This is a genomic window from Nonlabens ulvanivorans, assembly GCF_032922765.1.
In the GTDB taxonomy this organism is placed as follows: Bacteria; Bacteroidota; Bacteroidia; order Flavobacteriales; family Flavobacteriaceae; genus Nonlabens; species Nonlabens ulvanivorans.
The window spans coordinates 1877132-1899583 of record NZ_CP136694.1; the positions used below are offsets into that span (position 1 = coordinate 1877132).

Annotated in this window: 22 protein-coding genes; 12 read left to right on the forward strand and 10 right to left on the reverse strand. The window is 33.9% G+C overall.

All coding sequences use genetic code 11. The annotated features are described in order from the left end of the window. Positions 1-146: 146 nt before the first annotated feature. The 5 genes from R1T42_RS08435 (at position 147) to rlmB (ending at position 8110) form a co-directional block, all read left to right on the forward strand. Positions 147-1811 (forward strand): BamA/TamA family outer membrane protein, encoded by a 1665-nt coding sequence (locus R1T42_RS08435; protein ID WP_317290014.1) that lies wholly within the window; start codon positions 147-149, stop codon positions 1809-1811. Positions 1812-1927: 116 nt separating this feature from the next. Then, positions 1928-4942, forward strand: a complete 3015-nt coding sequence (locus tag R1T42_RS08440) for a SusC/RagA family TonB-linked outer membrane protein (protein WP_317290015.1) — start codon at positions 1928-1930, stop codon at positions 4940-4942. Between the two features lie 11 nt (positions 4943-4953). Continuing rightward, on the forward strand, positions 4954-6441 hold the full coding sequence (locus R1T42_RS08445) for a RagB/SusD family nutrient uptake outer membrane protein (protein ID WP_317290016.1): 1488 nt from the start codon (positions 4954-4956) through the stop codon (positions 6439-6441). A gap of 17 nt (positions 6442-6458) precedes the next feature. Continuing rightward, a complete protein-coding gene (locus R1T42_RS08450) occupies positions 6459-7304 on the forward strand; it encodes a hypothetical protein (RefSeq protein WP_317290017.1) in 846 nt (281 codons plus the stop codon). A 71-nt stretch (positions 7305-7375) separates the two neighbouring features. Continuing rightward, positions 7376-8110, forward strand: a complete 735-nt coding sequence (gene rlmB / locus R1T42_RS08455) for a 23S rRNA (guanosine(2251)-2'-O)-methyltransferase RlmB (RefSeq protein ID WP_036580296.1) — start codon at positions 7376-7378, stop codon at positions 8108-8110. An 8-nt stretch (positions 8111-8118) separates the two neighbouring features. On the opposite strand, the gene R1T42_RS08460 is transcribed toward rlmB, so the two are convergent. Further along, the gene (locus tag R1T42_RS08460; protein ID WP_317290018.1) at positions 8119-8793 is read right to left on the reverse strand and encodes a rhomboid family intramembrane serine protease; all 675 of its coding nucleotides are present in this window, start codon (positions 8791-8793) and stop codon (positions 8119-8121) included. Positions 8794-8907: 114 nt separating this feature from the next. Here R1T42_RS08460 and R1T42_RS08465 point away from each other — a divergent pair, with 114 nt between their 5' ends. After that, positions 8908-10203: a replication-associated recombination protein A gene (locus tag R1T42_RS08465; RefSeq protein WP_317290019.1), complete on the forward strand. Its 1296-nt coding sequence runs from the start codon at positions 8908-8910 to the stop codon at positions 10201-10203. On the opposite strand, the gene R1T42_RS08470 is transcribed toward R1T42_RS08465, so the two are convergent. The 7 genes from R1T42_RS08470 to R1T42_RS08500 all read right to left on the reverse strand — a co-directional run bounded on the left by R1T42_RS08470 (position 10182) and on the right by R1T42_RS08500 (position 16116). Continuing rightward, the gene (locus tag R1T42_RS08470; protein ID WP_036580290.1) at positions 10182-10874 is read right to left on the reverse strand and encodes a YjjG family noncanonical pyrimidine nucleotidase; all 693 of its coding nucleotides are present in this window, start codon (positions 10872-10874) and stop codon (positions 10182-10184) included. The two genes, R1T42_RS08465 and R1T42_RS08470, sit on opposite strands and share 22 nt — an antisense overlap. Continuing rightward, positions 10867-12180: a DUF7033 domain-containing protein gene (locus R1T42_RS08475; RefSeq protein WP_317290020.1), complete on the reverse strand. Its 1314-nt coding sequence runs from the start codon at positions 12178-12180 to the stop codon at positions 10867-10869. Before R1T42_RS08475 ends, R1T42_RS08470 begins: the two co-directional genes overlap by 8 nt. Beyond that, positions 12180-12878 carry a RadC family protein gene (gene radC, locus R1T42_RS08480; protein ID WP_042270816.1) on the reverse strand — a complete coding sequence of 233 codons (699 nt, stop codon included), beginning with the start codon at positions 12876-12878 and terminating at the stop codon, positions 12180-12182. Before radC ends, R1T42_RS08475 begins: the two co-directional genes overlap by 1 nt. 16 nt (positions 12879-12894) lie before the next feature. Next, the gene (yaaA, locus tag R1T42_RS08485) at positions 12895-13656 is read right to left on the reverse strand and encodes a peroxide stress protein YaaA (RefSeq protein WP_036580284.1); all 762 of its coding nucleotides are present in this window, start codon (positions 13654-13656) and stop codon (positions 12895-12897) included. A 142-nt stretch (positions 13657-13798) separates the two neighbouring features. Beyond that, positions 13799-14848: an RluA family pseudouridine synthase gene (locus R1T42_RS08490; RefSeq protein ID WP_042270814.1), complete on the reverse strand. Its 1050-nt coding sequence runs from the start codon at positions 14846-14848 to the stop codon at positions 13799-13801. Further along, entirely contained in the window at positions 14832-15437 is a 606-nt protein-coding gene (locus tag R1T42_RS08495; protein ID WP_042247874.1) for a PASTA domain-containing protein, read from the reverse strand. The genes R1T42_RS08490 and R1T42_RS08495 overlap by 17 nt, the downstream gene beginning before the upstream one ends. Positions 15438-15441: 4 nt before the next feature. After that, positions 15442-16116 (reverse strand): N-acetylmuramoyl-L-alanine amidase family protein, encoded by a 675-nt coding sequence (locus R1T42_RS08500; RefSeq protein ID WP_317290021.1) that lies wholly within the window; start codon positions 16114-16116, stop codon positions 15442-15444. A 21-nt stretch (positions 16117-16137) separates the two neighbouring features. On the opposite strand from R1T42_RS08500, the gene R1T42_RS08505 reads away from it, so the two are divergent. The 4 genes from R1T42_RS08505 to R1T42_RS08520 are packed head-to-tail and all read left to right on the forward strand — an operon-like array spanning position 16138 to position 20111. Beyond that, positions 16138-17118 carry a D-alanine--D-alanine ligase gene (locus R1T42_RS08505; RefSeq protein ID WP_317290022.1) on the forward strand — a complete coding sequence of 327 codons (981 nt, stop codon included), beginning with the start codon at positions 16138-16140 and terminating at the stop codon, positions 17116-17118. Continuing rightward, positions 17115-17567: a pantetheine-phosphate adenylyltransferase gene (coaD, locus tag R1T42_RS08510; protein ID WP_036580273.1), complete on the forward strand. Its 453-nt coding sequence runs from the start codon at positions 17115-17117 to the stop codon at positions 17565-17567. The genes R1T42_RS08505 and coaD overlap by 4 nt, the downstream gene beginning before the upstream one ends. Then, a complete protein-coding gene (locus R1T42_RS08515; protein WP_317290023.1) occupies positions 17564-19318 on the forward strand; it encodes a M14 family metallopeptidase in 1755 nt (584 codons plus the stop codon). Before coaD ends, R1T42_RS08515 begins: the two co-directional genes overlap by 4 nt. Beyond that, positions 19311-20111, forward strand: a complete 801-nt coding sequence (locus R1T42_RS08520) for a hypothetical protein (protein WP_317290024.1) — start codon at positions 19311-19313, stop codon at positions 20109-20111. Before R1T42_RS08515 ends, R1T42_RS08520 begins: the two co-directional genes overlap by 8 nt. Here R1T42_RS08520 and R1T42_RS08525 read toward each other — a convergent pair. Then, entirely contained in the window at positions 20091-20711 is a 621-nt protein-coding gene (locus R1T42_RS08525) for an NUDIX hydrolase (protein ID WP_317290025.1), read from the reverse strand. The genes R1T42_RS08520 and R1T42_RS08525 overlap by 21 nt on opposite strands. Between R1T42_RS08525 and pyrE the strand changes: the two genes are divergently transcribed. Then, positions 20710-21354, forward strand: coding sequence for an orotate phosphoribosyltransferase (pyrE, locus tag R1T42_RS08530; protein WP_036580265.1), 645 nt, complete (start codon positions 20710-20712; stop codon positions 21352-21354). The two genes, R1T42_RS08525 and pyrE, sit on opposite strands and share 2 nt — an antisense overlap. Positions 21355-21360: 6 nt before the next feature. Further along, positions 21361-21747: a hypothetical protein gene (locus R1T42_RS08535; protein ID WP_042295445.1), complete on the forward strand. Its 387-nt coding sequence runs from the start codon at positions 21361-21363 to the stop codon at positions 21745-21747. On the opposite strand, the gene R1T42_RS08540 is transcribed toward R1T42_RS08535, so the two are convergent. After that, on the reverse strand, positions 21744-22451 hold the full coding sequence (locus tag R1T42_RS08540) for a biotin--[acetyl-CoA-carboxylase] ligase (protein WP_317290026.1): 708 nt from the start codon (positions 22449-22451) through the stop codon (positions 21744-21746). The two genes, R1T42_RS08535 and R1T42_RS08540, sit on opposite strands and share 4 nt — an antisense overlap. Between the last annotated feature and the right edge of the window lies 1 nt (position 22452).

Genomic DNA, 22452 nt, shown 5'->3' on the forward strand with positions numbered 1-22452 from the left:
CTATTTTAGGGTCGGCAAAGGTATAAATAAAATTGAGTTATTCAAACCTCAGTTTCAAGTTTTTACAATATCTTTTTCCTAACGGACAAGAAACTCACATTTAAAGACGTTATTTTACCATATCGTTATCTATAAAACCTGCTTTTTTGAATAAGAAAATCTTCCTTATTATTTGTCTACTATCTTTCTGTAATAGCACTGCACAAACATTGCTATTGGAATACAAGGCAAGCCAAACCAGCGAACAAACAATCCTAGACAGCATTTCCAAAAATAAATCTTTCCTAAATTTTAAAGCCTTAAAAAAATATAACGACAGCTTAATCAACCAACTTAATCAAAAAGGCTATGTAAACCTACTATCCCAGCCTCTTCAAAAAACAGATGAATTTAAGTACCAACAAAAAATAGAACTCAATAAAAGATTTAAGACAATCGAAATTATCGCAAATCCTTTAAACAAAGAAATAGATAGTTTAGTTGAGGTAATGCTTTCGCGAAAGCGTGGTAAAAATTTTTACAACTTTGAAGAAGTCGAAGAGAAACTAAAAGAACTACATCGTTTTATTTCTAATAATGGATTCTCATTTCTAAAGATTCAGGCAAATGAATTTGAAACAAAAGGAGAAGACACTATCTCCCTTAATATAAATCTATCAATTAATAAAAAAAGAAAAATAGATAAAATAATAATTAAAGGTTATGATCAATTCCCTGAGAAATACATAAGTAAAATTACAAATCAGAATCTAGTATTCAATCAAAGCAATATTGTTAAAGTTAAGTCAGCATTTAAGCAGATACCTTTTACCACAATAGTCAAAGAACCTGAAATACTTTTCAAAAAAGACTCAACGTTCGTATATATTTATTTAAAGAAAAAAAACAGTAATTCAGCAGATGGATTAATAGGGTTTAATAATTCTGATAACGGTAAATTAGAACTCAATGGGTATATAGATTTAACATTATACAATAACCTAAACAACGGTGAAAAATTAACAATTCTATACAGAAGTGATAATGATGACCAAACCAGATTAGATATTAACACGGAGTTCCCATATATACTAAAATCAAATTTAGGGATAACTGCTGGGCTAAATTTACTTAGAAGAGATAGTACCTACCAAAACACAACGATCACTACAGGGCTTTTTTACGCATTAACACCACAAATGAATATCGGATTATCTTATAATAAAAAGAACTCGACAGTACAAGAAATCAACATCACAAACAACAATAGCAAAAGTGACAATCTCGTTTTAAACTTAAACCATCAAAAACCTGCTAAAGAGGATATTTTTTTGAGCGATATCTTAGCAGAAATTCAGATTAGTATCGGTAATCGAACAATAGAGTCTAAAACAAATAGACAAACACTTATCTCTTCAACTATTCACAAAAACTTATACATAGATAAAAAGCAAAGTATTCATCTAGAGAATCACATTAAATTTTTAGGAAGCAGTAATATCTTATTTAACGAACTCTTTCAAGTCGGTGGCTCTAATAGCATAAGAGGATTTAATCAAAACAGTATAGATACTTCTTCTTTTCTCTCACTGAACACAGAGTACAGATACAGATTAAGCAGCGGAATTTACCTACACAGCGTCTTGGATTACGCTATTTTCGAGAACTACACTACCAATAAAGCGCAAAATATATACGGAATTGGATTTGGCACCGCAATTTTAACACAGTCAGGAATTTTAAAATTAAGTATCGCGAATGGCACTTTCTCTGGGGCTAACATGGACTTTTCCAGCACAGTAGCACATTTAAACATGCAAATAATATTTTAGAATGTTACCTAAATGTTAACTATCACTTAAATAATTGCACAATTTGATAGGATAAAAGTTGTTTTATTAACTATTATTTGTGACTTTTGGCTTTGGCTAATTCAAATAAATCAAAAATGAAAACAAAATTAAATGGAATTTTAACGCTGTTCTTAGCGTTAGTTGTGCAATTTGCTATTGCACAAACAGTGACCGGTAAGGTTACTGATGCATCAGGTGAAGCTGTCCTAGGGGCAACTGTACTTGTGAAAGGTAGTTCAAACGCTACTACTACAGATTTTGATGGGAATTATTCTATCAATGCCAAATCAACTGATATTCTTGTTATATCTTTTGCAGGATACACACCAGCAGAATTTTTAGTAGGAACACAATCTGTCCTTAATGTGATACTGGAAGAATCTTTAGAAGTGGTAGTAATTGAAGGATATCGAACTGTTTCAAAAAAGACTTCTAATGTTGCCGCTAACACGATAACATCAGAACAAATTGAAAATAGACCGAATGCTTCATTTATCCAAAGAATTCAAGGACAAATCCCAGGTCTTAATATTCAAACTGCAACAGGACAACCTGGTGGTAACAGTTTAGTTCAATTAAGGGGTCCAAGTTCGATTAATGGTAACACAGAACCACTTTTTATAATTGATGGTGTACCTGTAGATGAAGATAACTTTAGATCATTAAACCCTAATGACATCGATACATTTACTACACTCAAAGACGCTGCAGCAACTGCTGTTTTTGGAAATAGAGGAGCAAATGGTGTAATCGTAATCACAACTAAATCTGGAAGTTATAACAGCCCATTAGAGATTTCTTATTCATCAAGTGTAGGATTTTCTCAAATCTTAGATAATGATTATAATCTTTACAATAGTCAAGACTACTTAAGACTTGAGCAAAGAAGAGGAACAGGATTAGGGAATACTTTGACAGATGCCGAAATTAATGCATTTAACGTTAACACAGACTGGTCAGACACTTTCTATAGAACGGGAGTTGTGAATAATCAGAATTTATCATTCCGTCAAGGAGGTAAAAACCTTTCTTCTTTCACTTCCTTAAGTTATACCGAACAAGAAGGAACATTAGTTGCTAGTAAGCTTCAAAGATTCACGCTAAGATCAAATATTTCTGGAAAAAGTGATAATGGTAAATTTAGATACAACACTAGATTTACAACAGGATATAGTCAAAACGAAACGCCTGGTAGCTTGGGTAGTGGTTCAGTATTTTTTAACTATGCGTTTGGTGCATTTAATGCATTACCATATTTAGACCCAGCAGACTATGATCCTGCAGCATTGACTGGAATTAACGCATTTAACATTCAAGCATCGCCATTCGTATTAATGGACAATATAAGATTTGCAGGTTCAAAAGTTGATGAGGTTAAAATAGTGGGTGGAGCAGACTTCTCTTATGATATTGCTAAAAACTTAACAGCTAACTATGCCGTAGGTTTAGATTACACTCAAACTAATTCCGTTTCGTATGAAGATCCTAGAGCTGCTTTATCAAGAGTAAGAGCAACATTAGACGCTAGAACAGTAGATGGAAATCAATCTGAAGCATTTAGTCGTGATGCGAGATTCAATTCTAGGGCTAATCTAAATTATGTGAATAATTTTGGTGAAAATAAAGAGCACACAGTTACAGCTGCTGCTTATGTTGAATATGTAAAAGCACATCTAAAGTCTTTCAACTACCGCGCAGAAGGTCTAGACCCAAGAACATTTAGTCCTGGTGATGGTTCATCTTACATAGGTGACAATGCAAACGACGATTTCTTTGTTCCAACCGTTGGATCTGGTAAAAATGAAGTAGGTTTATTTTCTTATTTTGCGCAAGCAGATTATGACTATAACAAAAAGTATGGTGTGTCAGCGACATTAAGAAGAGATTCTTCAAGTAGATTTACTGACGAAAATAAATGGGGTACATTTTGGTCCGCTGCGGTACGTTGGAACCTAGATCAAGAAGATTTTTTAGCTGAATCAGATATAAACACATTGAAATTAAGAGCTTCATATGGTAGTATTGGAAATGATAGGATTACTGGAGGTTACTATGGTTCATTATCTAACACTAGAACACTATTCGCTACCGGTCAAGGATATTCTGATAACCAAACTTTCGTATTAGGTTCATTAGGAGATACATCTTTACGCTGGGAAACTATAAAAACAGCTAACATTGGTATCGAGTACGGTGTTTGGGGAAGCAGACTACGTGGTACACTTGATTTCTATATCAAAAGAACTGAAGATTTATTTATTAATAGAAATGTTTCTGCAATCACTTCTACGTTTGCTAATCCAGCAAACTTAGGAGATTTAGAAAACAAAGGAGTAGAGTTAAGTGCAACTTATGATGTTATAAAAGCAAAAAAACAGGGAGATTTCAACGCTACGGTATTTGCTAACGTTGCATACAACGTTAATGAAATAACTTCTTTATCAGTTCCTGATGGAATTATTGATAATGGTAACACAGCTATCGCAGAAGGTCAAAGTTTAAATGAATATTTCGTAATACCTTACGTTGGTGTTAACCCTGCAAACGGTAATGCTTTATTTAGAGATATTAACGGTGATATTACAGAAAACCCAACAGATGACGACAGAAGATATACTGGAACAGATGCTACACCAGATGCACAAGGTGGATTCGGTTTTAGTTTATCTTACAAAAATTTCTTCTTTGAAAATCAATGGAGTTTTGCAACAGGTATCGACAGATTTGACTTTGACTTAGCAGGTTATCTAGACCCACAGGATGTTGGAATTACTCAACTATCTTCAGATCTTGAAAGAGCTTGGACACCAACAAACAGGATTACTGATGTTCCAAGTTTAGATGCGACAAATCTGAACGTACCAAACAATGACAGATTCCTTCAAGAGGCAGACTTCTTAAGATTACGTTTTGTTCAATTAGGTTATTCACTACCAAAAATAGCAACAGACGCTATTGGAATGAATTCAGCTAGAGTTTATGTAAGTGCTGAGAATTTACTAACATTCTCTAAATGGCGAGGAAATGATCCAGAGAGACCAGACGGTGCTACACAATATGACTTTCCAACTCCAAAAATCTTTAACTTAGGATTAGATATATCATTTTAAAAAAAGCAATCATGAAAAAAATAAAATTAATCGCGCTATTATTTATAGCAATATTAGCATCATGTGATGATGCTACAGAAATCGTACAGCCAGGAGAATTTCTTGGTGAGAATGCATTTCAAAATGTTGATGATCTGCAGACAGGTTTGTTTGGAGCTTATTCACAATTAAGTAATGCTACTATAATTTCATTTACCTCAATATTTACTGATGAGGTAAGTATTGGTAGGAGTAATGGTGGGCAAGGTATAACTAATGACGCAGTTCACTTATATAACCTGAATCCAAACACAGGAGAAGCTGGCACCATATGGTTAAATAATTATACTTTAATCAATTTTGCGAACAGAATTCTTGAAGCAGCAGAAAATATTACACCTGAAAGTGGCGAAGAGGATACTTACAACAAAGTAAGAGCTGAAGCTTTAGCACTACGTGCATTTGGTCACTCTCAATTATTATCTTTTTACGCTGAAGACATAACAGACCCTTCAAGTACAGGTGTTATTGCTATAGATTTTGTTCCTGAATTAACAACAACATTGCCTAGGAATACCGTTGGAGAAACTATGACTCTGATTACTAATGATCTAAATGAAGCTGAACTTTTATTTTCTGGACTTTCAACACCTGTTTCTAATTCTAGCAGAATTTTTATCGATACAGATTTTGTAAGAGCCGTTAGAGGTCGTATGGCGCTTTATACTGAAGATTATGTTACTGCTGAGATCATGGCTGACGCTCTTATCGCTTCATATAACATCACAGATCGCACAAACTTTGCAGCCGTATGGCAAGATCAATCAGTTAATGGAGTTATTTTTAAAGCTGACAGAACCGATAATAATGCAGGTATTGGTTCAGTATGGAACACAAACAATAGTACGGCAGGTGGATCTCCTGTTTATGAATTAAGTAGAAGTGTCTTTAATAAGCTTGAGAATAATCCAGGCGATATTCGAAGAACAGTATATGTAGACCCAACAAGTATTGTAGATCCTAACTACGCTTCATCTGTAGACCCAAGAAATACAGATGTTCTTGTCATTGACAAATATCCAGGAGACCCTAACTTGACTAGTGTAGTCATTAACGATTTGAAAATTTTCCGTGTAGAAGAATTTAGATTTATTAAGGCTGAATGTAGAATTTTCAATAACGATTTACCAGGTGCTGCTGCAGAAATCAAAGCAATCCGTGACCAGCGTTATTCCTCCGCAATAACATTACCTTCATACACAGACGCACAAGAAGCATGGGCTGATGTTTTAGAAGAAAGAAGATTAGAATTGTACCTTGAGGGCCACAGATATTTAGACGTATCGAGATTAGCTTCTAAAGCTAATCTTAATACATATGATAGAGATGCAACTGATTGCTCTATGATCAATCAAAGTAATTGTAACTTATCAACTACCTTAACCATAGCTAAATATTTCCCAATTCCTTTCGATGAAATCTCTGGTAATAATGCAATCAGTCAGAGCACAGGTTATTAATATAAAACAAATTAAAAATGAAAAATATATTTAAATATCTTTTATTCGCACTTGCCATCGTATTGGTGTCGTGTGAAACTGAGCAAATTGTTTTTAATGGTACTGGTAACAATCTTCCGTTAATTTCATTTTCTCAAAACAATTATGAATTACAAATAGAAATTGATGCTGTAGGATCGGTTGATATTCCTATTAACTCTAGCAATAGAACTAATGCAGATAGAGTATTCAATATTTCTGTAAACATGGTAGATACAGATGCAATCGCAGGGTCCTACTCTGTACCTGGTACTGTTACAATACCTGCTAACGAGTATAATGGTTTTTTAACTATAGATGGAACAGATGTTGCTGGAGTGGATACTAATTCTTTAAATTTAGTATTAGATTTAGAAACGAACACTGATAATGTATACGGAATTACTACCGCAGTAGTTAGTGTATTTCAAGTTTGTCCAGTTGATGAAACTTTATTTATAGGAGATTATCAAATGACACATCTTGTGTTTAACGGATTTGGAGTACCTACTTTTGGCTTTTCTAAAGTAGTTACTTTGGAAAATGCGGGAGGTACATCTAGAGCATTTGATGCAGCATGGGCACCAGATTTAGGCGCTTTCGGGGATGTCACTTTCAGTTTCAATTTATCTTGTAATGAAATCCTTTGGTCTCCTAGTCAAGATGTTGGAATAGGCTGTGCAGCTGGAGCAGGTAATGTTGAACTATCTACATCTGATGCTTCATTCGGAAATGGAACATACGATCCATTAAACGATGCTTCATTTACAATGAATTTGGTAGATGACGACACAAATGATTGTAATGCAAGAACTAATGTTTCAATTCTTATGACCAAAATCTAGTCTAAGATTTATATCAATCAAAACGCCTCAACCATTGGTTGGGGCGTTTTTTATTTACATACATTTGTAACATGGAAAAGACTACATACATTTACGGTTTAAGAGCGATTATAGAAGCCATCGAAAGTGGACAAAACTTAGGTAAAATCTATTTATTACGTGAAGCTGAAGGTGTTTTAATGGGACAACTTAAAACACTTGTTAACAAGCATAAAATCACTAACTCATTTGTACCTGTAGAAAAACTAGATAAAATATCCAGCTATGGAAATCACCAAGGTGCCGTAGCCTCTATTTCTCCGGTAGATTTTGCCTCATTAGAAGATATACTAGAAAAACGTAATGTTGAATCCAAAGAAATATACCTATTACTAGATGGTGTAACGGATGTACGTAATTTTGGTGCTATTATTAGAACCGCAGAGTGTACTGGTGTTAGCGCTATTATTATAGGAGAAAGCGGATCTGCTCCGATTAATCCAGCAACAATTAAAACAAGTGCTGGAGCTGTTTTTAATATTCCTATTTGTAAAGTAGCACATATAAAGGATGCGGTATTCCTAATGAAGGCTTATGGAATAACAACGATAGGTGCAACTGAAAAATCAGCTAAAGTAATCTATGATGTCGATCTTAACCATTCAATAGCACTAGTTATGGGAAGTGAAGACCGTGGTATTAACCCTTCAACATTAAAGGTAATTGATGAACCAATTAAACTACCTATGAAAGGTGATATTGCATCACTCAATGTATCTGTTGCCTGCGGAGCTATACTATATGAAATTGTAAGACAGCAAGGATAAGGTAACTCCTATTCTTCCTCTTCTAATTCAAAAAAATTACCATCCTCATCAAATTGACGCATGAAAGGATCGTCGCCGGCATTAAAGTCTGCAGTTTCCCATTGATATTTCTTTTTTTCAGGCAACTTATTTTTAGTAATAATGGCAAGTAGTAAACCTACTACTCCACCACTTAAATGACCTTCCCAAGAAATGCCTGTTTTTAATGGCAAAACATACCAAACCATGCTACCGTAAAAAAAAGCAACTACAAAACTTAAAGCAAGCATTCTATAATGCTTTGTGAATACTCCTTTAAAAAACAAAAAGCTGGCTAATAAATAAATTAAACTACTCGCACCAATATGATATGATGGCCTCCCGATTATCCATGTCATAATACCACTGAAGAATAAGCCTAACAATAATACCTTCAAACTTATATTTCTGTAAAAATAGCATAGTCCTGTAATCAATACCAATGACGGTATAGTATTACTCCATAAATGCCCAAGATCTGCATGAATAAATGGACTAAAAACAACTCCTTTTAATCCACTCAATTTGCCAGGTCTTATACCTAAATCTGTAAAGTTGAAATTGTATTTAACTTCAATAGTATAGATGAACCATATTGCAATGGTGAATACTAAAGCCGGCAATACCGTATAAAGGTCAAACTTAAAATATTGATAATCTTTCACTATAAAAGGATATCAAGAACATGACCAAATACGAATGTGGAAAAAGTGTCATGACATTATAGTTTTAGGATTTAAATTATAATAAATAAATATAGCTATACCTATCTTCGTAATATGCATAACTCACCTCTTGCCGAACGTATAAGACCTCAGAACCTAGATGATTATTTAAGCCAAAGTCATCTTATAGGGGAAAAAGGTACTTTGAGACAACATATTATTAACGGTACTATACCTTCATTGATTTTATGGGGACCACCAGGAACAGGTAAAACAACACTGGCTAACATAATCGCACAAGAAAGCAAAAGACCGTTTTACACTCTCAGCGCAATAAATAGCGGTGTAAAGGATGTCAGAGAGGTAATTGATAAAGCCAAAAGCGCAGGCGGCTTATTTACCGCAAAAAATCCAATACTCTTTATAGATGAGATCCATCGTTTTAGCAAGTCACAACAAGATTCTTTACTGGCAGCTGTAGAAAAAGGTTGGGTCACACTAATAGGCGCAACAACTGAGAACCCGAGTTTTGAAGTTATACCTGCCTTATTATCCAGATGTCAGGTTTATGTATTAGACGCTTTCGCGAAAGCGGACCTCGAGCAATTATTGCACAGAGCCTTAAAGGTAGATGAATTATTAAGTAAAAAAGAAATTACCATTAAAGAAACGGAAGCATTACTCCGCATCAGTGGTGGCGATGCGAGAAAGCTTCTCAATATTTTTGAGTTAGTAATTAATAGTCAACCATCTGGACCTATTGTAATTAATAATGAATTAGTATTTGGACAAGTACAGTCTAATCCGGCACGATACGATAAGACTGGTGAACAACATTATGATATTATTAGTGCTTTTATAAAATCCATAAGAGGTAGTGACCCTAACGCATCAGTTTATTGGCTAGCTAGAATGATTGAAGGTGGTGAAGATTTAAAATTTATAGCTCGTCGTATGCTTATCCTCGCTAGTGAAGATATAGGAAATGCAAACCCGACTGCTTTAATCATGGCTAATAATACTTTTCAAGCAGTTTCAACCATAGGATATCCTGAATCTAGAATCATTTTAAGCCAGTGTGCTATTTACCTAGCGACCTCAATAAAAAGCAACGCTTCTTATCTAGCAATAGGACAAGCACAACAAATTGTAAAGCAAACAGGCGACCTACCTGTTCCATTAGGACTAAGAAATGCGCCGACTAAGTTAATGAAAGAACTAGGATATGGTCAAGAATATAAATACGCTCATGATCATCCCGGTAATTTTGCACAATTCGACTTCTTACCTACTGAAATAAGTGGAATGAAAATTTTTGAACCTGGAAGTAATCCTAGAGAACAGGCTCAAAGAGAATTTTTACAAAAACGCTGGAAAGATCATTATGATTACAAGCCTAATAAAGGCTGAATTGACAATAAATCATGAACGACAATTTCATTTTTTGGAATTGGTTGATTTGTTGTATGAAACCATATAGTCTTGATACCAACTTGTTGTGCACCTAAAATATCTGCCGCATAACTATCTCCTATCATGAGACTGTTCTCAATGCTTGCTCCTGCCATTTCTATCGCCTGATGAAATATTTGAGGAGCTGGTTTTTTGTATCCAGCAGCCTCTGCCGTTAACACAATATTGAAATAATCATTTAATCCTGCTTTATCAATCTTATTTTGCTGAACACCGTTAAACCCATTAGTTATCAAATGCATTTCAAATTTACCTTTAAGACTATTTAAAAGGTCTATACAACCTGGAAAAAGGTGATTATTATTAGGTAAGTATTGAATATATAAATCTGCGAAAAGATCAATTTGCTTATCCTCTAAGGGGTAATTACAAGCATCAAAAGCAGTTTTTAATCGCTGATAACGTAACTCTTCTTTAGTTATCAAATTTTCTCTAAATTTTCTCCAAAAATCTAAATTTAGAGGTTCATAAACTTTTATGAATGCATCTAAATCAAGCTTAACATCATGCTCTTGAAAAATCTGTTGGTATGCTAACTTACTATTTAAATCAAAATCCCATAATGTATGGTCGAGATCAAAAAAGATGTGCTTTATATTTTTAAACATGATATGCTAATAGTTTTTTAATAATTGTATAAATATGTGATCGTTTTTTCAAGTCAAATTGATCATTGTCAAAGATGATTATAAAATTACCAGTTGCAACATCTGCATATCTTAATAGTTTATCTATAATTGCTTGTTGTCCATTAAGCATGAAATGTTCTATACTCCTATAATGTATGGCATACGGGTATACACGTAATGGTGTTTGAACCTCATAATCTAGGTCATAAAAATAAAACGAGTGACTTGTACTAGCTCTATAACCAGGTATATTAGTATACCCCATACTATAATCTTCAATAGTATCCATATCTACCAACTGCTTATAATGTCCAGGCATGGAAATTTTAGAAAATGCAGTCATTGTTTTAGAAAGCGGTCTGTTAGTGATACTTTCATAACGTTCAGCCTCTTTTGAAATTTTATCCTCTCCGTTTGCAAATGAAAATCTCAAACCTATTTCTACATAGTCAGCAATATGCTTGATAAGCTCTTGATAGGTTTTAGATCGATATGACACACCATTATCAATATAATTATAATCACCTAAGTGAAATAAGTACAAAATACGTCTACTGTATTTTAAATTTTTAGGTAGTTGTGCAATGCTTTCTCTATAAATCCTAAGGACTATATCATATACATTATATGGGTCCTTAACAAGCCTTAAATGAACTCCTATTTGTCTAAGAAACTTTCGTACTTGCAGTTTACTTAGACTTTCATAAAGAGAATGGAAAACAGGCACAATTGCCCTATTTTTATATTGAAATATACTAGCTGTTTCAATGGCGGTAATAATTTGTGTATCACGCTTACGCGGAAGCGTAATATCAAATCGCTTTTCCAGTTCTTCACCTAATTTTATAATCCACAAATCTAATAATGGTATATCTAAGAAGTGGTGTTGTGCAGCTATACTTGCAGAGGCAGTAAAACGACCTAAATCATCTTTTACTTGAGGTAAATATTCTTCATATCTCGTTAGCAAATAAAAACTAGCAGAAAAAATATCAAATGGTAAATCACTACGGTCTGGAGCTTTAAAAAAAATAGGTAATTCCTCCCATTGATGCACTTCAATCTCATGATCATCAATACCTACTTCATTTAAGAGACCGTAAGACCATATAAAAAATTCATCTCCAAGAGATTTTTTACCATAAGATAATTTAGGCCCTTCATATGCAATAAATTCACTGAGATCAGAGGTGAATTCAAATGGAATCTCTAGTAACCTTTTAAAGATGTGCTTAAATATATATTGTTTACGAGGTGATAATTTATTAATAAAGATTAATACCATTACATTAGATTATGATCTGCAAAACTGTAAAAGTTATCGCTCGTTATTATGAGGTGATCCAGCACTTTAACGTCCATAATTTTACCTGCTTCTATTAACTTTTGGGTTAACCTTTTATCATCTGCACTAGGCATCAATTTACCACTAGGATGATTGTGTGCTAGGATCATAGCTACGGCTGCTTCTTCAACTGCTTTTTGAAAAACGATACGTGTGTCTACCATTGTACCGGTAAAACCACCTTTACTTATTTGATGTTTTGCTAAAACTTTATGGCTGTTGTTGAGATATACTATCCAAAATTCTTCATGTGGCAAATCACCTATAATGGGTAATAACACTTTAAAGGCATCGTCACTGCATGTAATCACAGGCCTAGTCGCAGGCAATTCACTAGCGCGACGCTTGCCTAATTCCATAGCAGCAGCAATTGTTATCGCCTTTGCCTCTCCTATCCCTTTAAATTTCATTAACTCTTTAATACTCAGTTTTCCTAATTTGTCTAAAGAGTTACCGGCATGATTAAGTATTAACCTGCTTAATTCAACAGCACTCATTTCCCTATTACCACTACCTATAAGAATAGCTATAAGTTCTGCATCTGACAATGCAGAACTACCGTTAAGAGATAATTTTTCACGTGGCCTGTCGTTTTCTGACCAGTCCTTGATAGAAAACGATGTTGATTCTTGAGTCATGCTATAAATATAGCGCTTACCTTATAAATACTGGTTCATTTTCATTTACAGTATCTTTTTCAGAATAACGGTAATCATCTTTCTGAAAAGACAAAACATCTTGTAAACTACTGGATTGAGTCTCAATAAGGAAACGTGCCATGGAACCACGAGCTTTTTTTGCAAAAAAGGAGATCACTTTAAGTTTACCATTTTTATAATCTTTGAACACTGGACTTATTAACTGGCCATTTAAAGATTTTTTATCAATTACTTTAAAATATTCATTACTCGCAAGATTTACAACAACTTCATCCTGTTGAATTTCCTTATTAAGAGATGGAGTCACTATATCTTTCCAGAAAGCGTAAAGGTTTCTATCATTTTCTACAGGAAGTTTAGTTCCCATCTCCAGTCGATATGGCTGCAGCAAATCGAGCGGTCTTAGATATCCATATAATCCCGATAATATGCGCACCATAGATTGCATATCATCTATACGATTAACTTTTAAAGTATAAGCATCTAACCCAGTATAAACATCACCTGCAAAAGCATACACGGCAGGTCTGCTATTATCAGTAGTAAATTCTTTATCAAATTCTTGATTACGGTTATAATTTAAATCTGCTAGCGATTCTGAAATATGCATTAATTTACCTAGTTCATTTTTAGATATATTCCTTAAAACCTTATTTAGTTTCAAGGCCTCTTTTATAAAAATAGGCTGCGTATAATTATCTATTGGTAATTCTGTTTTATAATCAAGGGTTTTTGCTGGCGATAGTAAAATTTTCATGGCGCTTAAATTTAAGACTCAAAAATAAGAGTAGAAATTTCTTTTATCACATAAAGGCTAGTTAACTTTTCAATACAATAATTGATAATCCTTATCTAATAAAAAAGTCCAAATGATATAATTATATCATTTGGACTTTCTTTTAAGCATCCTTAGAGTTAGCAGCATATACGCGCCATTTCTCTATACAGTTCATCATGTCATCTGGTATATCACAATTAAAACTCATCCATTTTTTGGTTACTGGATGTTCAAAGCCTAATGTTTTTGCATGCAGAGCCTGACGCGGTAATACCTTCATACAGTTATCTACAAACTGTTTATACTTGGTAAAGCTAGTCCCTTTTAAAATCTTATCTCCGCCATAGCGTTCATCATTAAATAAAGTATGTCCTATATGTTTCATATGAACACGTATTTGATGTGTTCTACCTGTTTCTAATTTACACGAAATCATTGTCACATATCCTAATCCTTCGATGACACTCCAATGTGTTACCGCAGGTTTACCTTTATAAGCTTCTTCACCAGACCACACATAGTTTTGCAATCTATTTTTAGGATGTCTACCTATATTGCCTTCCACGGTTCCACTTTGTTCATCAAAATCTCCCCATACTATCGCAACATATTCTCGTTCACTAGTCTTTGCAGCAAACTGAGCACTTAAATAAGACATGGCATGTTCTGTTTTTGCAACTACAAGCAAACCACTAGTGTCCTTATCAATACGATGCACTAAACCTGGACGATTACTACTATTATTAGGCAAATTCTCAAAATGGTGTATCAATGCATTTATAAGAGTCCCTGAATAATTTCCATGACCAGGATGCACAACCATACCTGCAGGCTTATTAACAACAACTAATGCATCGTCTTCATAAACAATATCTAGAGGAATATCTTCTGCAACTAATAAGTTTTCATGAGGTGGATGCTTAAATAATACGCGGATATGATCACCAGCCTTAACTTTATAATTAGATTTTACAACTACATCATTTACTCTTACAGATCCGTCTTTAATACTTTGCTGTATCTTACTACGTGTAGCATTTTCAATAAAATTCATTAAATATTTATCTACTCGTAATGGCTCTTGTCCATCACTTGCAGTAAACTGATGATGCTCGTATAAATCATCATCGTGAGCATCGTCCAGCTCATCTGTATTAGTTACCTGTGGCATCTTCTGTTGTATCTTGAGCAGCTGGCTCTTCTCTGTTAAGTAATGATTTATCTCCTAATACAAGATCGATGACAGATGTCTTCATTAATGATTTTCCTGGCTCGATTTTGTCACCTTTATATCGTAATTCTAACACCATATCTGTAGCGATGTGCGGTCTATATGAGATATTACCTATTTTAAAACCTAGTGCTTTTAAGGTAGGTTCCGCTTGTCTTCTAGTCCTATTAATGAGATTAGGAATTTTAACCTCACCATAACCTGATGGGTTTAACTTTATATAAATCTGTCTATTCTCCTTTACAAATTTTCCTGCAGCAGGATCTTGTTCTATCACACTACGCGGTGGATATTCTGGATTATAACTAGAACTGTCAATCAACTTACGTCTTAGATCTAATTCTTCAAGTTGTTCATCCACTTCAACAAGTGACAATTTTGCTAGATTAGGAACTTGAATTTTCTGACCATGATTCGTATAAGAACTTAACCAAAATAAGTAAACAAAGCATAAAGCCACTACTAAAACGATGGCTAGTAATAAATGCTTTAAGAAGGTTTTTGTAAAAAGAAATTTGATAAAACTCATGTAATTAATTCAAATCGTTTAAAAATGCAGTAAAATTTATGCTAACTCGTTTAGAACCGTTTGATTGTAAGTAATAACGATCTCTTGCTGCATTCATATTTCCTATTTCCAATATAAAAGCAGCTGAATTAACCTTTTCTAATAACGCCATACCATTTACTTCAGTACGTATTGTAGAAAAATAAGCGTCTTTAGTGAGATGGGTGATTAAAGAACTAGCATGCTCTTTACTTTTTTCAAACTCCAAGTTTTTATCGTTTAGTATAATAGCAGCCTGCCTAGGTCCATTATCTGAAAAACCCATATGTATAGATATAACTAAATCCGGCTTTAATGCATTTATCTGATCGGCACGTTCTTCTATTGTCAAATGTTCTCCACTTGGATTGTGATAGATAACATTTAAATCACCTGTTAATTCTCCAGTAATTTCAGCTACTAATGCAGCTAAAATCTCATACTCACTTTCATCATCCACTATCGCTCCTCTATCTACAGCATCATGACCACGATCAATTACGACTGTAAAAGGTTTTAAATCTTCACAATTAGCTTTTACCGTTATACTAAAAGCACTTATCAGTATAAAAAGAAGATATTTTTTCATCTTAAATATTTGTTCAAATATAATCATTGAAAACATACTTAGAACCAGTTCTTTTTTAACTTTGTTGTTCATGCTTTTGCGAAAAGTTATTCTATGAAAAACATTGCGGTATTAATGGGCGGCTATTCCAGTGAATGGCAAATCTCTATGAAAAGTGGCGCTGTAATTACAGAACACCTAGACCGAGATCTTTACAATGTATTTTCCATCGTTATTCTAGAAGAAGCGTGGTATTATGTAGATAAAGAAAAGAACCGCTGCATAGTAGATAAAAACGATTTCAGTATTACAGTTAATGACAAGCACATCACGTTTGACTGTATTTACAATACCATACATGGAACACCAGGTGAAGATGGTAAAATACAAGCATACCTTGAATTGTTACATATACCACAAACTTCTTGTGACTCATACCAAAGCGCGATTACCTTTAATAAAAGAGACTGTATAGCAGTATTAAAGCCATGGGGAATTTATACTGGCAAACACATTTACCTCAATAAAGGAGCTGATTATAATGCGGTGGATATTTCAAAAAGATTAGGATTACCATACTTTGTGAAAGCTAATCGCAGTGGTAGTAGCTTTGGTGTATCAAAAGTTTATAAAACCAATGAGCTAGAAAAAGCACTTGAAGTGGCCTTTGCAGTAGATAATGAAGTCATATTAGAATCGTTTTTAGACGGTATAGAAGTATCTGTAGGTGTGTATCAAATAGATGACGAGGTTATCGCGTTACCACCTACTGAAATAGTAAGTGAAAATGACTTCTTTGATTATGAAGCAAAGTACCAAGGTAAGTCACAAGAAATAACACCAGCCAGAATATCACTAGAACTTACATTGGCTGTACAGGAACAAAGTAAAAGAATTTATAGTGTACTTAAATGTAAAGGTATAGCTCGAGCAGACTTTATTTTTCACGATGGCACACCGCATTTTATAGAAATAAATACCAATCCAGGAATGAGTACCGAAAGTATTATTCCGCAACAGATAAGAGCTACAGATAAAACGCTCCAACAAATATTTACAGACGTAATAGAAAACACCATAAAACATCACTCATGAAAAGAGCCGTATTTCCAGGAAGTTTTGACCCGATAACGCTAGGACACTATGATATCATCGAGCGCGGTTTGGGCTTATTTGATGAAATCATAATTGCCATAGGTGTTAATGCCGATAAAAAATATATGTTCTCACTAGAGCAACGTAAAAAGTTCATAGAAAAAGCATTTATCAATCAACCAAAAATTAAAGTTATGACCTACTCTGGACTGACTATTGATTTTTGTAAAAAAAATGATGCTAGCTTTATTTTACGCGGTTTACGTAATCCAGGTGATTTTGAATTTGAAAAGGCAATTGCACATACTAATCGTAAACTATCAGAAATAGAAACCGTTTTTCTATTGACTAGCTCTGGTAAATCTTACATATCATCATCAATCGTTAGAGATGTAATCAGAAATAATGGAGATTACACTAGTCTTGTACCAGATACCGTAAAGCTATGAGACTAATTACTTATCTATTTTTAATAACCATAATCATATCGTGCCAGCAGTCTGATAAACAAATTGCCGAAGAGATAAAAGACTGGCAAACACCATTTGAAAAAGGTAATGGAAATCAAACAGCCACTTATCAAGAGGTTATTTCATTTTATGAAAACTTAGCTACTACCTATTCTACCATTGAAATGGAAGAGATAGGAATCACTGACAGTGGTCTACCATTGCACCTCATTAGTTTTTCAAATAGTAATATCAACTGGAGCTCTGTAAATGAAGACAAAATTAAAATCCTTGTTAATAATGGTATTCATCCAGGTGAAAGTGATGGTATAGACGCTACCATGATGTTAATGAGAGATTTGGCAACTGGTAAACTAGAAGCTCCAGAAAATCTGATATTTTCTGCGATTGCCATATATAATGTAGGTGGCTCTTTAAATCGCAACAGCCATACTAGGACTAATCAAAACGGACCAGAAGCATATGGGTTTAGAGGTAACGCCAGAAATTATGACCTCAATAGAGATTTCATAAAAGCAGACAGTCGTAACGCTCAATCGTTTTATCAAATCTATCATAAAGTAAATCCAGATATATTTATAGACAATCATGTAAGTAATGGTGCAGACTATCAATACACTTTAACGCATCTATTTACACAACACGATAAATTAGGTAAGGCAGCAGGTAATTACCTCTACAGCAACTTACAAAAAGAACTAGAGCAACGCATGCTTAAACGTAATCATGCTATGACTCCATATGTAAATGTTTATGGTGTATCACCAGAAAATGGATTTTCTCAATTTATGGATCATCCTCGTTATAGCACTGGATACACTACCCTATGGAACACCTTAGGCTTTATGATAGAAACACATATGCTTAAGCCTTATAAAGATAGAGTTCTAGGAACACAAGCAATAATGGAAGAGACGATTGCCCTAGGCTCTCAAAATATGGAAGCGATAAAAACAGCTAGAGCTTCATCTTTTAAAGAATTTAACAATGCTAGCTTCTATACTATCAACCATGTTGTAGATAAGACCAAAGCAGACACATTACTTTTTAAAGGCTATAAAGCGTTGCGCAATGTCAGTGAATTAACTGGACAGCAACTCCTCACCTATGACCGCAACCAGCCTTTTGAGAAAAACACACCATACTATAATCATTATATTGCTGTAGACTCAATAAAAGTACCAAAATTCTATGTTATCCCACAAGGTCAGTGGGAAATCATTGAATTAATGCGCATGAATAATATTCAGATGGAAGTTTTCCCTGCAGACAGCACCATGACCGTTTCACAGTATCGTATAGAAGACTACGACACATCTAGTAGCGCATATGAAGGTCATTATCCACACTCTAATGTTGTGGTAAGCAGTAAAGATATAGAATTACGCTTTCGCGAAAGCGATATCATCATCCCTACTGCTCAACCAGGAATAAGATATATCATAGAGACCCTAGAACCACAAGGTCAAGATTCCTTTTTTAAATGGAATTTTTTTGATACTATTTTACAGCAAAAAGAGGGCTTCTCGACCTACGTATTTGAAAGCACTGCAAAAGAATTACTATCAACTAATCCAGAGCTTAAAAAGGAGTTTGATTCCATTAAAAAGTCAAATGATAAATTTGCTCAAAGTAATTATGCACAATTGAAATGGCTGCATGATAGATCACCTAATTATGAAAAAGCCCATTTAACTTACCCAATCTATAAAGTACATTACAATGATTAAAAATATTATTATTCTTATAGCAGCATGCGCATTTATTTCTTGTAAAAACGACAAAGAAATTATCTCTTTAAATGTAGAAGAAACTGTAAAAACAACTCGTCTTATAGATGATTTTGAATGTAACAATACCTCTTATGTTTTTCAGATTCCTTTTTATGAAGGTGACGCAGAAACCAAAGAGAGACTTAATAAAGAAATAAAAAATATTATTACTCAAGATTTTATAGACGTGACCTATAATAGAGATGCAGACCTTGAAGAAATATGGAGCATTTTTATGTCTCATCGTGAACAAAAAATATGCAGTGGCGATATGAGCGGTATTACTAATATTAACATTGAACACACCACTCAAACAGACGCATTAATAAGCTATGAAATCACTTACACTAGAAATGGGCTACAAAAAAGACTAATCAATTCATTTAAAAAGCCAGAACTTATCATCATAACAACGTCTGACCTTACAAAAGATCAAAAAGAAGATGATGTGAGGACTATTTTTGATATTAATCTACAACAGTCTGTAGCCAATCTAGCACTAGATGTGAAAATTGATGATCAAGCAGAATTCAGAAACTATGTCGAAAACAAGGTATTTAATTTCGAGAAATCAGAATTTGAAAACGCTACAATTGGAATTAAAGAATTAGGTGTAGATTCTTTAATGTTACAGTTAACTAAACATATAGAGCTACCTAAAACCTTTTCTTATTTAAATCCCGATGTAAAAGTAGAAATTAGAGCTAAAGAAATGGAATATTACCTAGACCTATCTCCTCTTAAAATTTAAAGTTTGATCTGGAAATAATTCTTTTATATTACTATAAGAAGATTCCAGTGCTTTTTCTGCCTCACTTTTATCTAGCCATGTAGCTATATCAATACCTTCCTCTGCTTGAGGCTCTAATGGACCAGAATAGTTAGTTTCTAGAAGATACCAATGGGTAAGTTTAAGTTTTAATGCAGACTTCCTATTAAATACATGATAGGTGCGACCTAATTTTTTAATCATTTTTAGTTTTTTTGCACCTGTCTCTTCTTCTATTTCTCTTTTGGCAGTTTTCCGCATTCCCTCAAATCGATTAGCCTTACCTTTAGGAAGGTCCCATTTACCGTTGCGGTGAATGAATAGAAACTTATTTTCATTATTCATAACCAGTCCACCACCAGCTTTGACTAGTGGTAACTTTTTATGAAGTCTCTTTAAAAGCTTCTTTTCATTTTTTGAATATAGCAATACTTTTTTGAGTTTGCCTTTTTCAATTTTCTTAATGATTTTGAGCAAGTCAACATCTTTAAGAGAAAAAACTTCATAGTCGGGATATTCATCCCTATTTGATGTCACGATAATTGCGACGTCTTTCACAAAAACTTTATACATTTGCGCCATGGTTATAAATAAGGATATCGCAATTAAAACGGCTGAATTATTATTGCAAATTAAAGCAATAAAATTGCAACCACAAGAACCTTTTACTTGGGCTAGCGGCTGGAGATCACCAATTTATTGTGACAACCGCGTAACACTTTCATACCCAACGATTCGCAATTTTTTAAGAGAACAACTCGCTAATCAAATTGAGGAATTATATGGTAAGCCAGATGTTATTGCAGGTGTAGCAACAGGTGCTATAGGCATAGGTATGTTAGTCGCAGACTATTTAAATCTTCCGTTTATTTACGTAAGGCCAGAGGCAAAAAAGCACGGTCGTCAAAATCAAATTGAAGGTCATCTAGAAGAAGGTCAATCTGTAGTCGTCATTGAAGATTTAATAAGCACTGGTAAAAGTAGTCTTAATGCAGTTAATGCCTTAAAAGAAGGCGGCGCAAATGTAAAAGGTATGTTGGCACTGTTTTCGTACGGCTTTGAATTTGCACAAGAAAATTTTGAACAATATAACTTGAACTTACATACATTAAGTGATTATAATCACTTAATACTACAAGCTCAAAATACAGGACACTTCTCTGAGCAAGAAATTGAATTATTAAAAAGCTGGAGAAAAGATCCTAGCGCCTGGACAGGTAAATAAAATATTATGAATTTAGAAAGCCGTACGGTACAAACACAAAAAACACCGCAAGAGTTATTTGAATTTTTAACCCAAGTTGAAAATTACAAGCAATTAATGCCAGACGATACAAAATTTGAAACACATGGAGATGACAAATTTTTATTCGGTCTTAAAGGTATGCCAGAAATCAAACTAGGTCTTCAAGAATCCATACCCTTTACAAATGTCACATTAGGTTCCACTAGTGATAAACTTGCATTTACATTGAGTTGTGACATAGAACAGGTTGCAAATGGTTCTCAAGCGCAATTAATCTTTAATGGTGATTTTAATGCTATGATGGCTATGATGATTAAAGGTCCTATTAAAAAATTCTTAGAACAACTTGCTAGCGGATTAGAGAAACTTTAATAATTCCATTGCACTTGTTTTAAATCATAAGCGGTGATTTGCCCATCTTTTTGAAGGAGCAATTCACCGTTTTCTGTTACTCCATGTACGGTAGCGACCACATCCTGATTATTAATACTAAAATTCATTTCCTGACGATACTTAAATAAAAATTTAAGATACTTTTCAATGGTTTGTGTTCTATTTTTAAGAGCGTAGTCTAAATGAAAAAGAAACTGTAATAAAAGCTCTTCGAGTTTAAAATTTTTACCGGTAAGATTTTTTAAAGATATTGCTCGTGGTAAATTTTCAAAATCTTCTTGATTTACATTAAGTCCAATACCTACAATAGAATGAATCCATTGACCTTTTTGATACGTATTTTCAATTAGAATACCGGCGAGCTTCATCTGAACTGACAGGATGTCGTTAGGCCATTTTATTTTGGCTTGTACATTTAAATCTGATTTAAGCCATTCAATCATAGCAACAGATACGATTTGATTCAGTTTAAACGGTGTTAACCCAGATAGATTATCCGAAACTAAAACGCTGAATGTCAGATTTTTACCATCTTCAGTATGCCATACCGAACCTCGATTACCTCGACCTTGTGACTGTGACAAACTATAAATAGCAGTTAGGTGCTGTGTTTCGCTTTCGCGTAAGCGTGCTTTTAATTCATCATTTGTTGATGTAGTGGCATGTAATTTGACTATTTGCAAG

Excerpts from the sequence above, each read along its gene's own strand:
- R1T42_RS08440 (WP_317290015.1), top strand. The coding sequence starts at position 1,928 with ATGAAAACAAAATTAAATGGAATTTTAACGCTGTTCTTAGCGTTAGTT.
- R1T42_RS08445 (WP_317290016.1), top strand. The coding sequence starts at position 4,954 with ATGAAAAAAATAAAATTAATCGCGCTATTATTTATAGCAATATTAGCA.
- R1T42_RS08450 (WP_317290017.1), top strand. The coding sequence starts at position 6,459 with ATGAAAAATATATTTAAATATCTTTTATTCGCACTTGCCATCGTATTG.
- rlmB (WP_036580296.1), top strand. The coding sequence starts at position 7,376 with ATGGAAAAGACTACATACATTTACGGTTTAAGAGCGATTATAGAAGCC.
- R1T42_RS08465 (WP_317290019.1), top strand. The coding sequence starts at position 8,908 with ATGCATAACTCACCTCTTGCCGAACGTATAAGACCTCAGAACCTAGAT.
- R1T42_RS08470 (WP_036580290.1), bottom strand. The coding sequence starts at position 10,874 with ATGTTTAAAAATATAAAGCACATCTTTTTTGATCTCGACCATACATTA.
- R1T42_RS08475 (WP_317290020.1), bottom strand. The coding sequence starts at position 12,180 with ATGGTATTAATCTTTATTAATAAATTATCACCTCGTAAACAATATATA.
- radC (WP_042270816.1), bottom strand. The coding sequence starts at position 12,878 with ATGACTCAAGAATCAACATCGTTTTCTATCAAGGACTGGTCAGAAAAC.
- yaaA (WP_036580284.1), bottom strand. The coding sequence starts at position 13,656 with ATGAAAATTTTACTATCGCCAGCAAAAACCCTTGATTATAAAACAGAA.
- R1T42_RS08490 (WP_042270814.1), bottom strand. The coding sequence starts at position 14,848 with ATGCCACAGGTAACTAATACAGATGAGCTGGACGATGCTCACGATGAT.
- R1T42_RS08495 (WP_042247874.1), bottom strand. The coding sequence starts at position 15,437 with ATGAGTTTTATCAAATTTCTTTTTACAAAAACCTTCTTAAAGCATTTA.
- R1T42_RS08500 (WP_317290021.1), bottom strand. The coding sequence starts at position 16,116 with ATGAACAACAAAGTTAAAAAAGAACTGGTTCTAAGTATGTTTTCAATG.
- R1T42_RS08505 (WP_317290022.1), top strand. The coding sequence starts at position 16,138 with ATGAAAAACATTGCGGTATTAATGGGCGGCTATTCCAGTGAATGGCAA.
- coaD (WP_036580273.1), top strand. The coding sequence starts at position 17,115 with ATGAAAAGAGCCGTATTTCCAGGAAGTTTTGACCCGATAACGCTAGGA.
- R1T42_RS08515 (WP_317290023.1), top strand. The coding sequence starts at position 17,564 with ATGAGACTAATTACTTATCTATTTTTAATAACCATAATCATATCGTGC.
- R1T42_RS08520 (WP_317290024.1), top strand. The coding sequence starts at position 19,311 with ATGATTAAAAATATTATTATTCTTATAGCAGCATGCGCATTTATTTCT.
- pyrE (WP_036580265.1), top strand. The coding sequence starts at position 20,710 with ATGGTTATAAATAAGGATATCGCAATTAAAACGGCTGAATTATTATTG.
- R1T42_RS08525 (WP_317290025.1), bottom strand. The coding sequence starts at position 20,711 with ATGGCGCAAATGTATAAAGTTTTTGTGAAAGACGTCGCAATTATCGTG.
- R1T42_RS08535 (WP_042295445.1), top strand. The coding sequence starts at position 21,361 with ATGAATTTAGAAAGCCGTACGGTACAAACACAAAAAACACCGCAAGAG.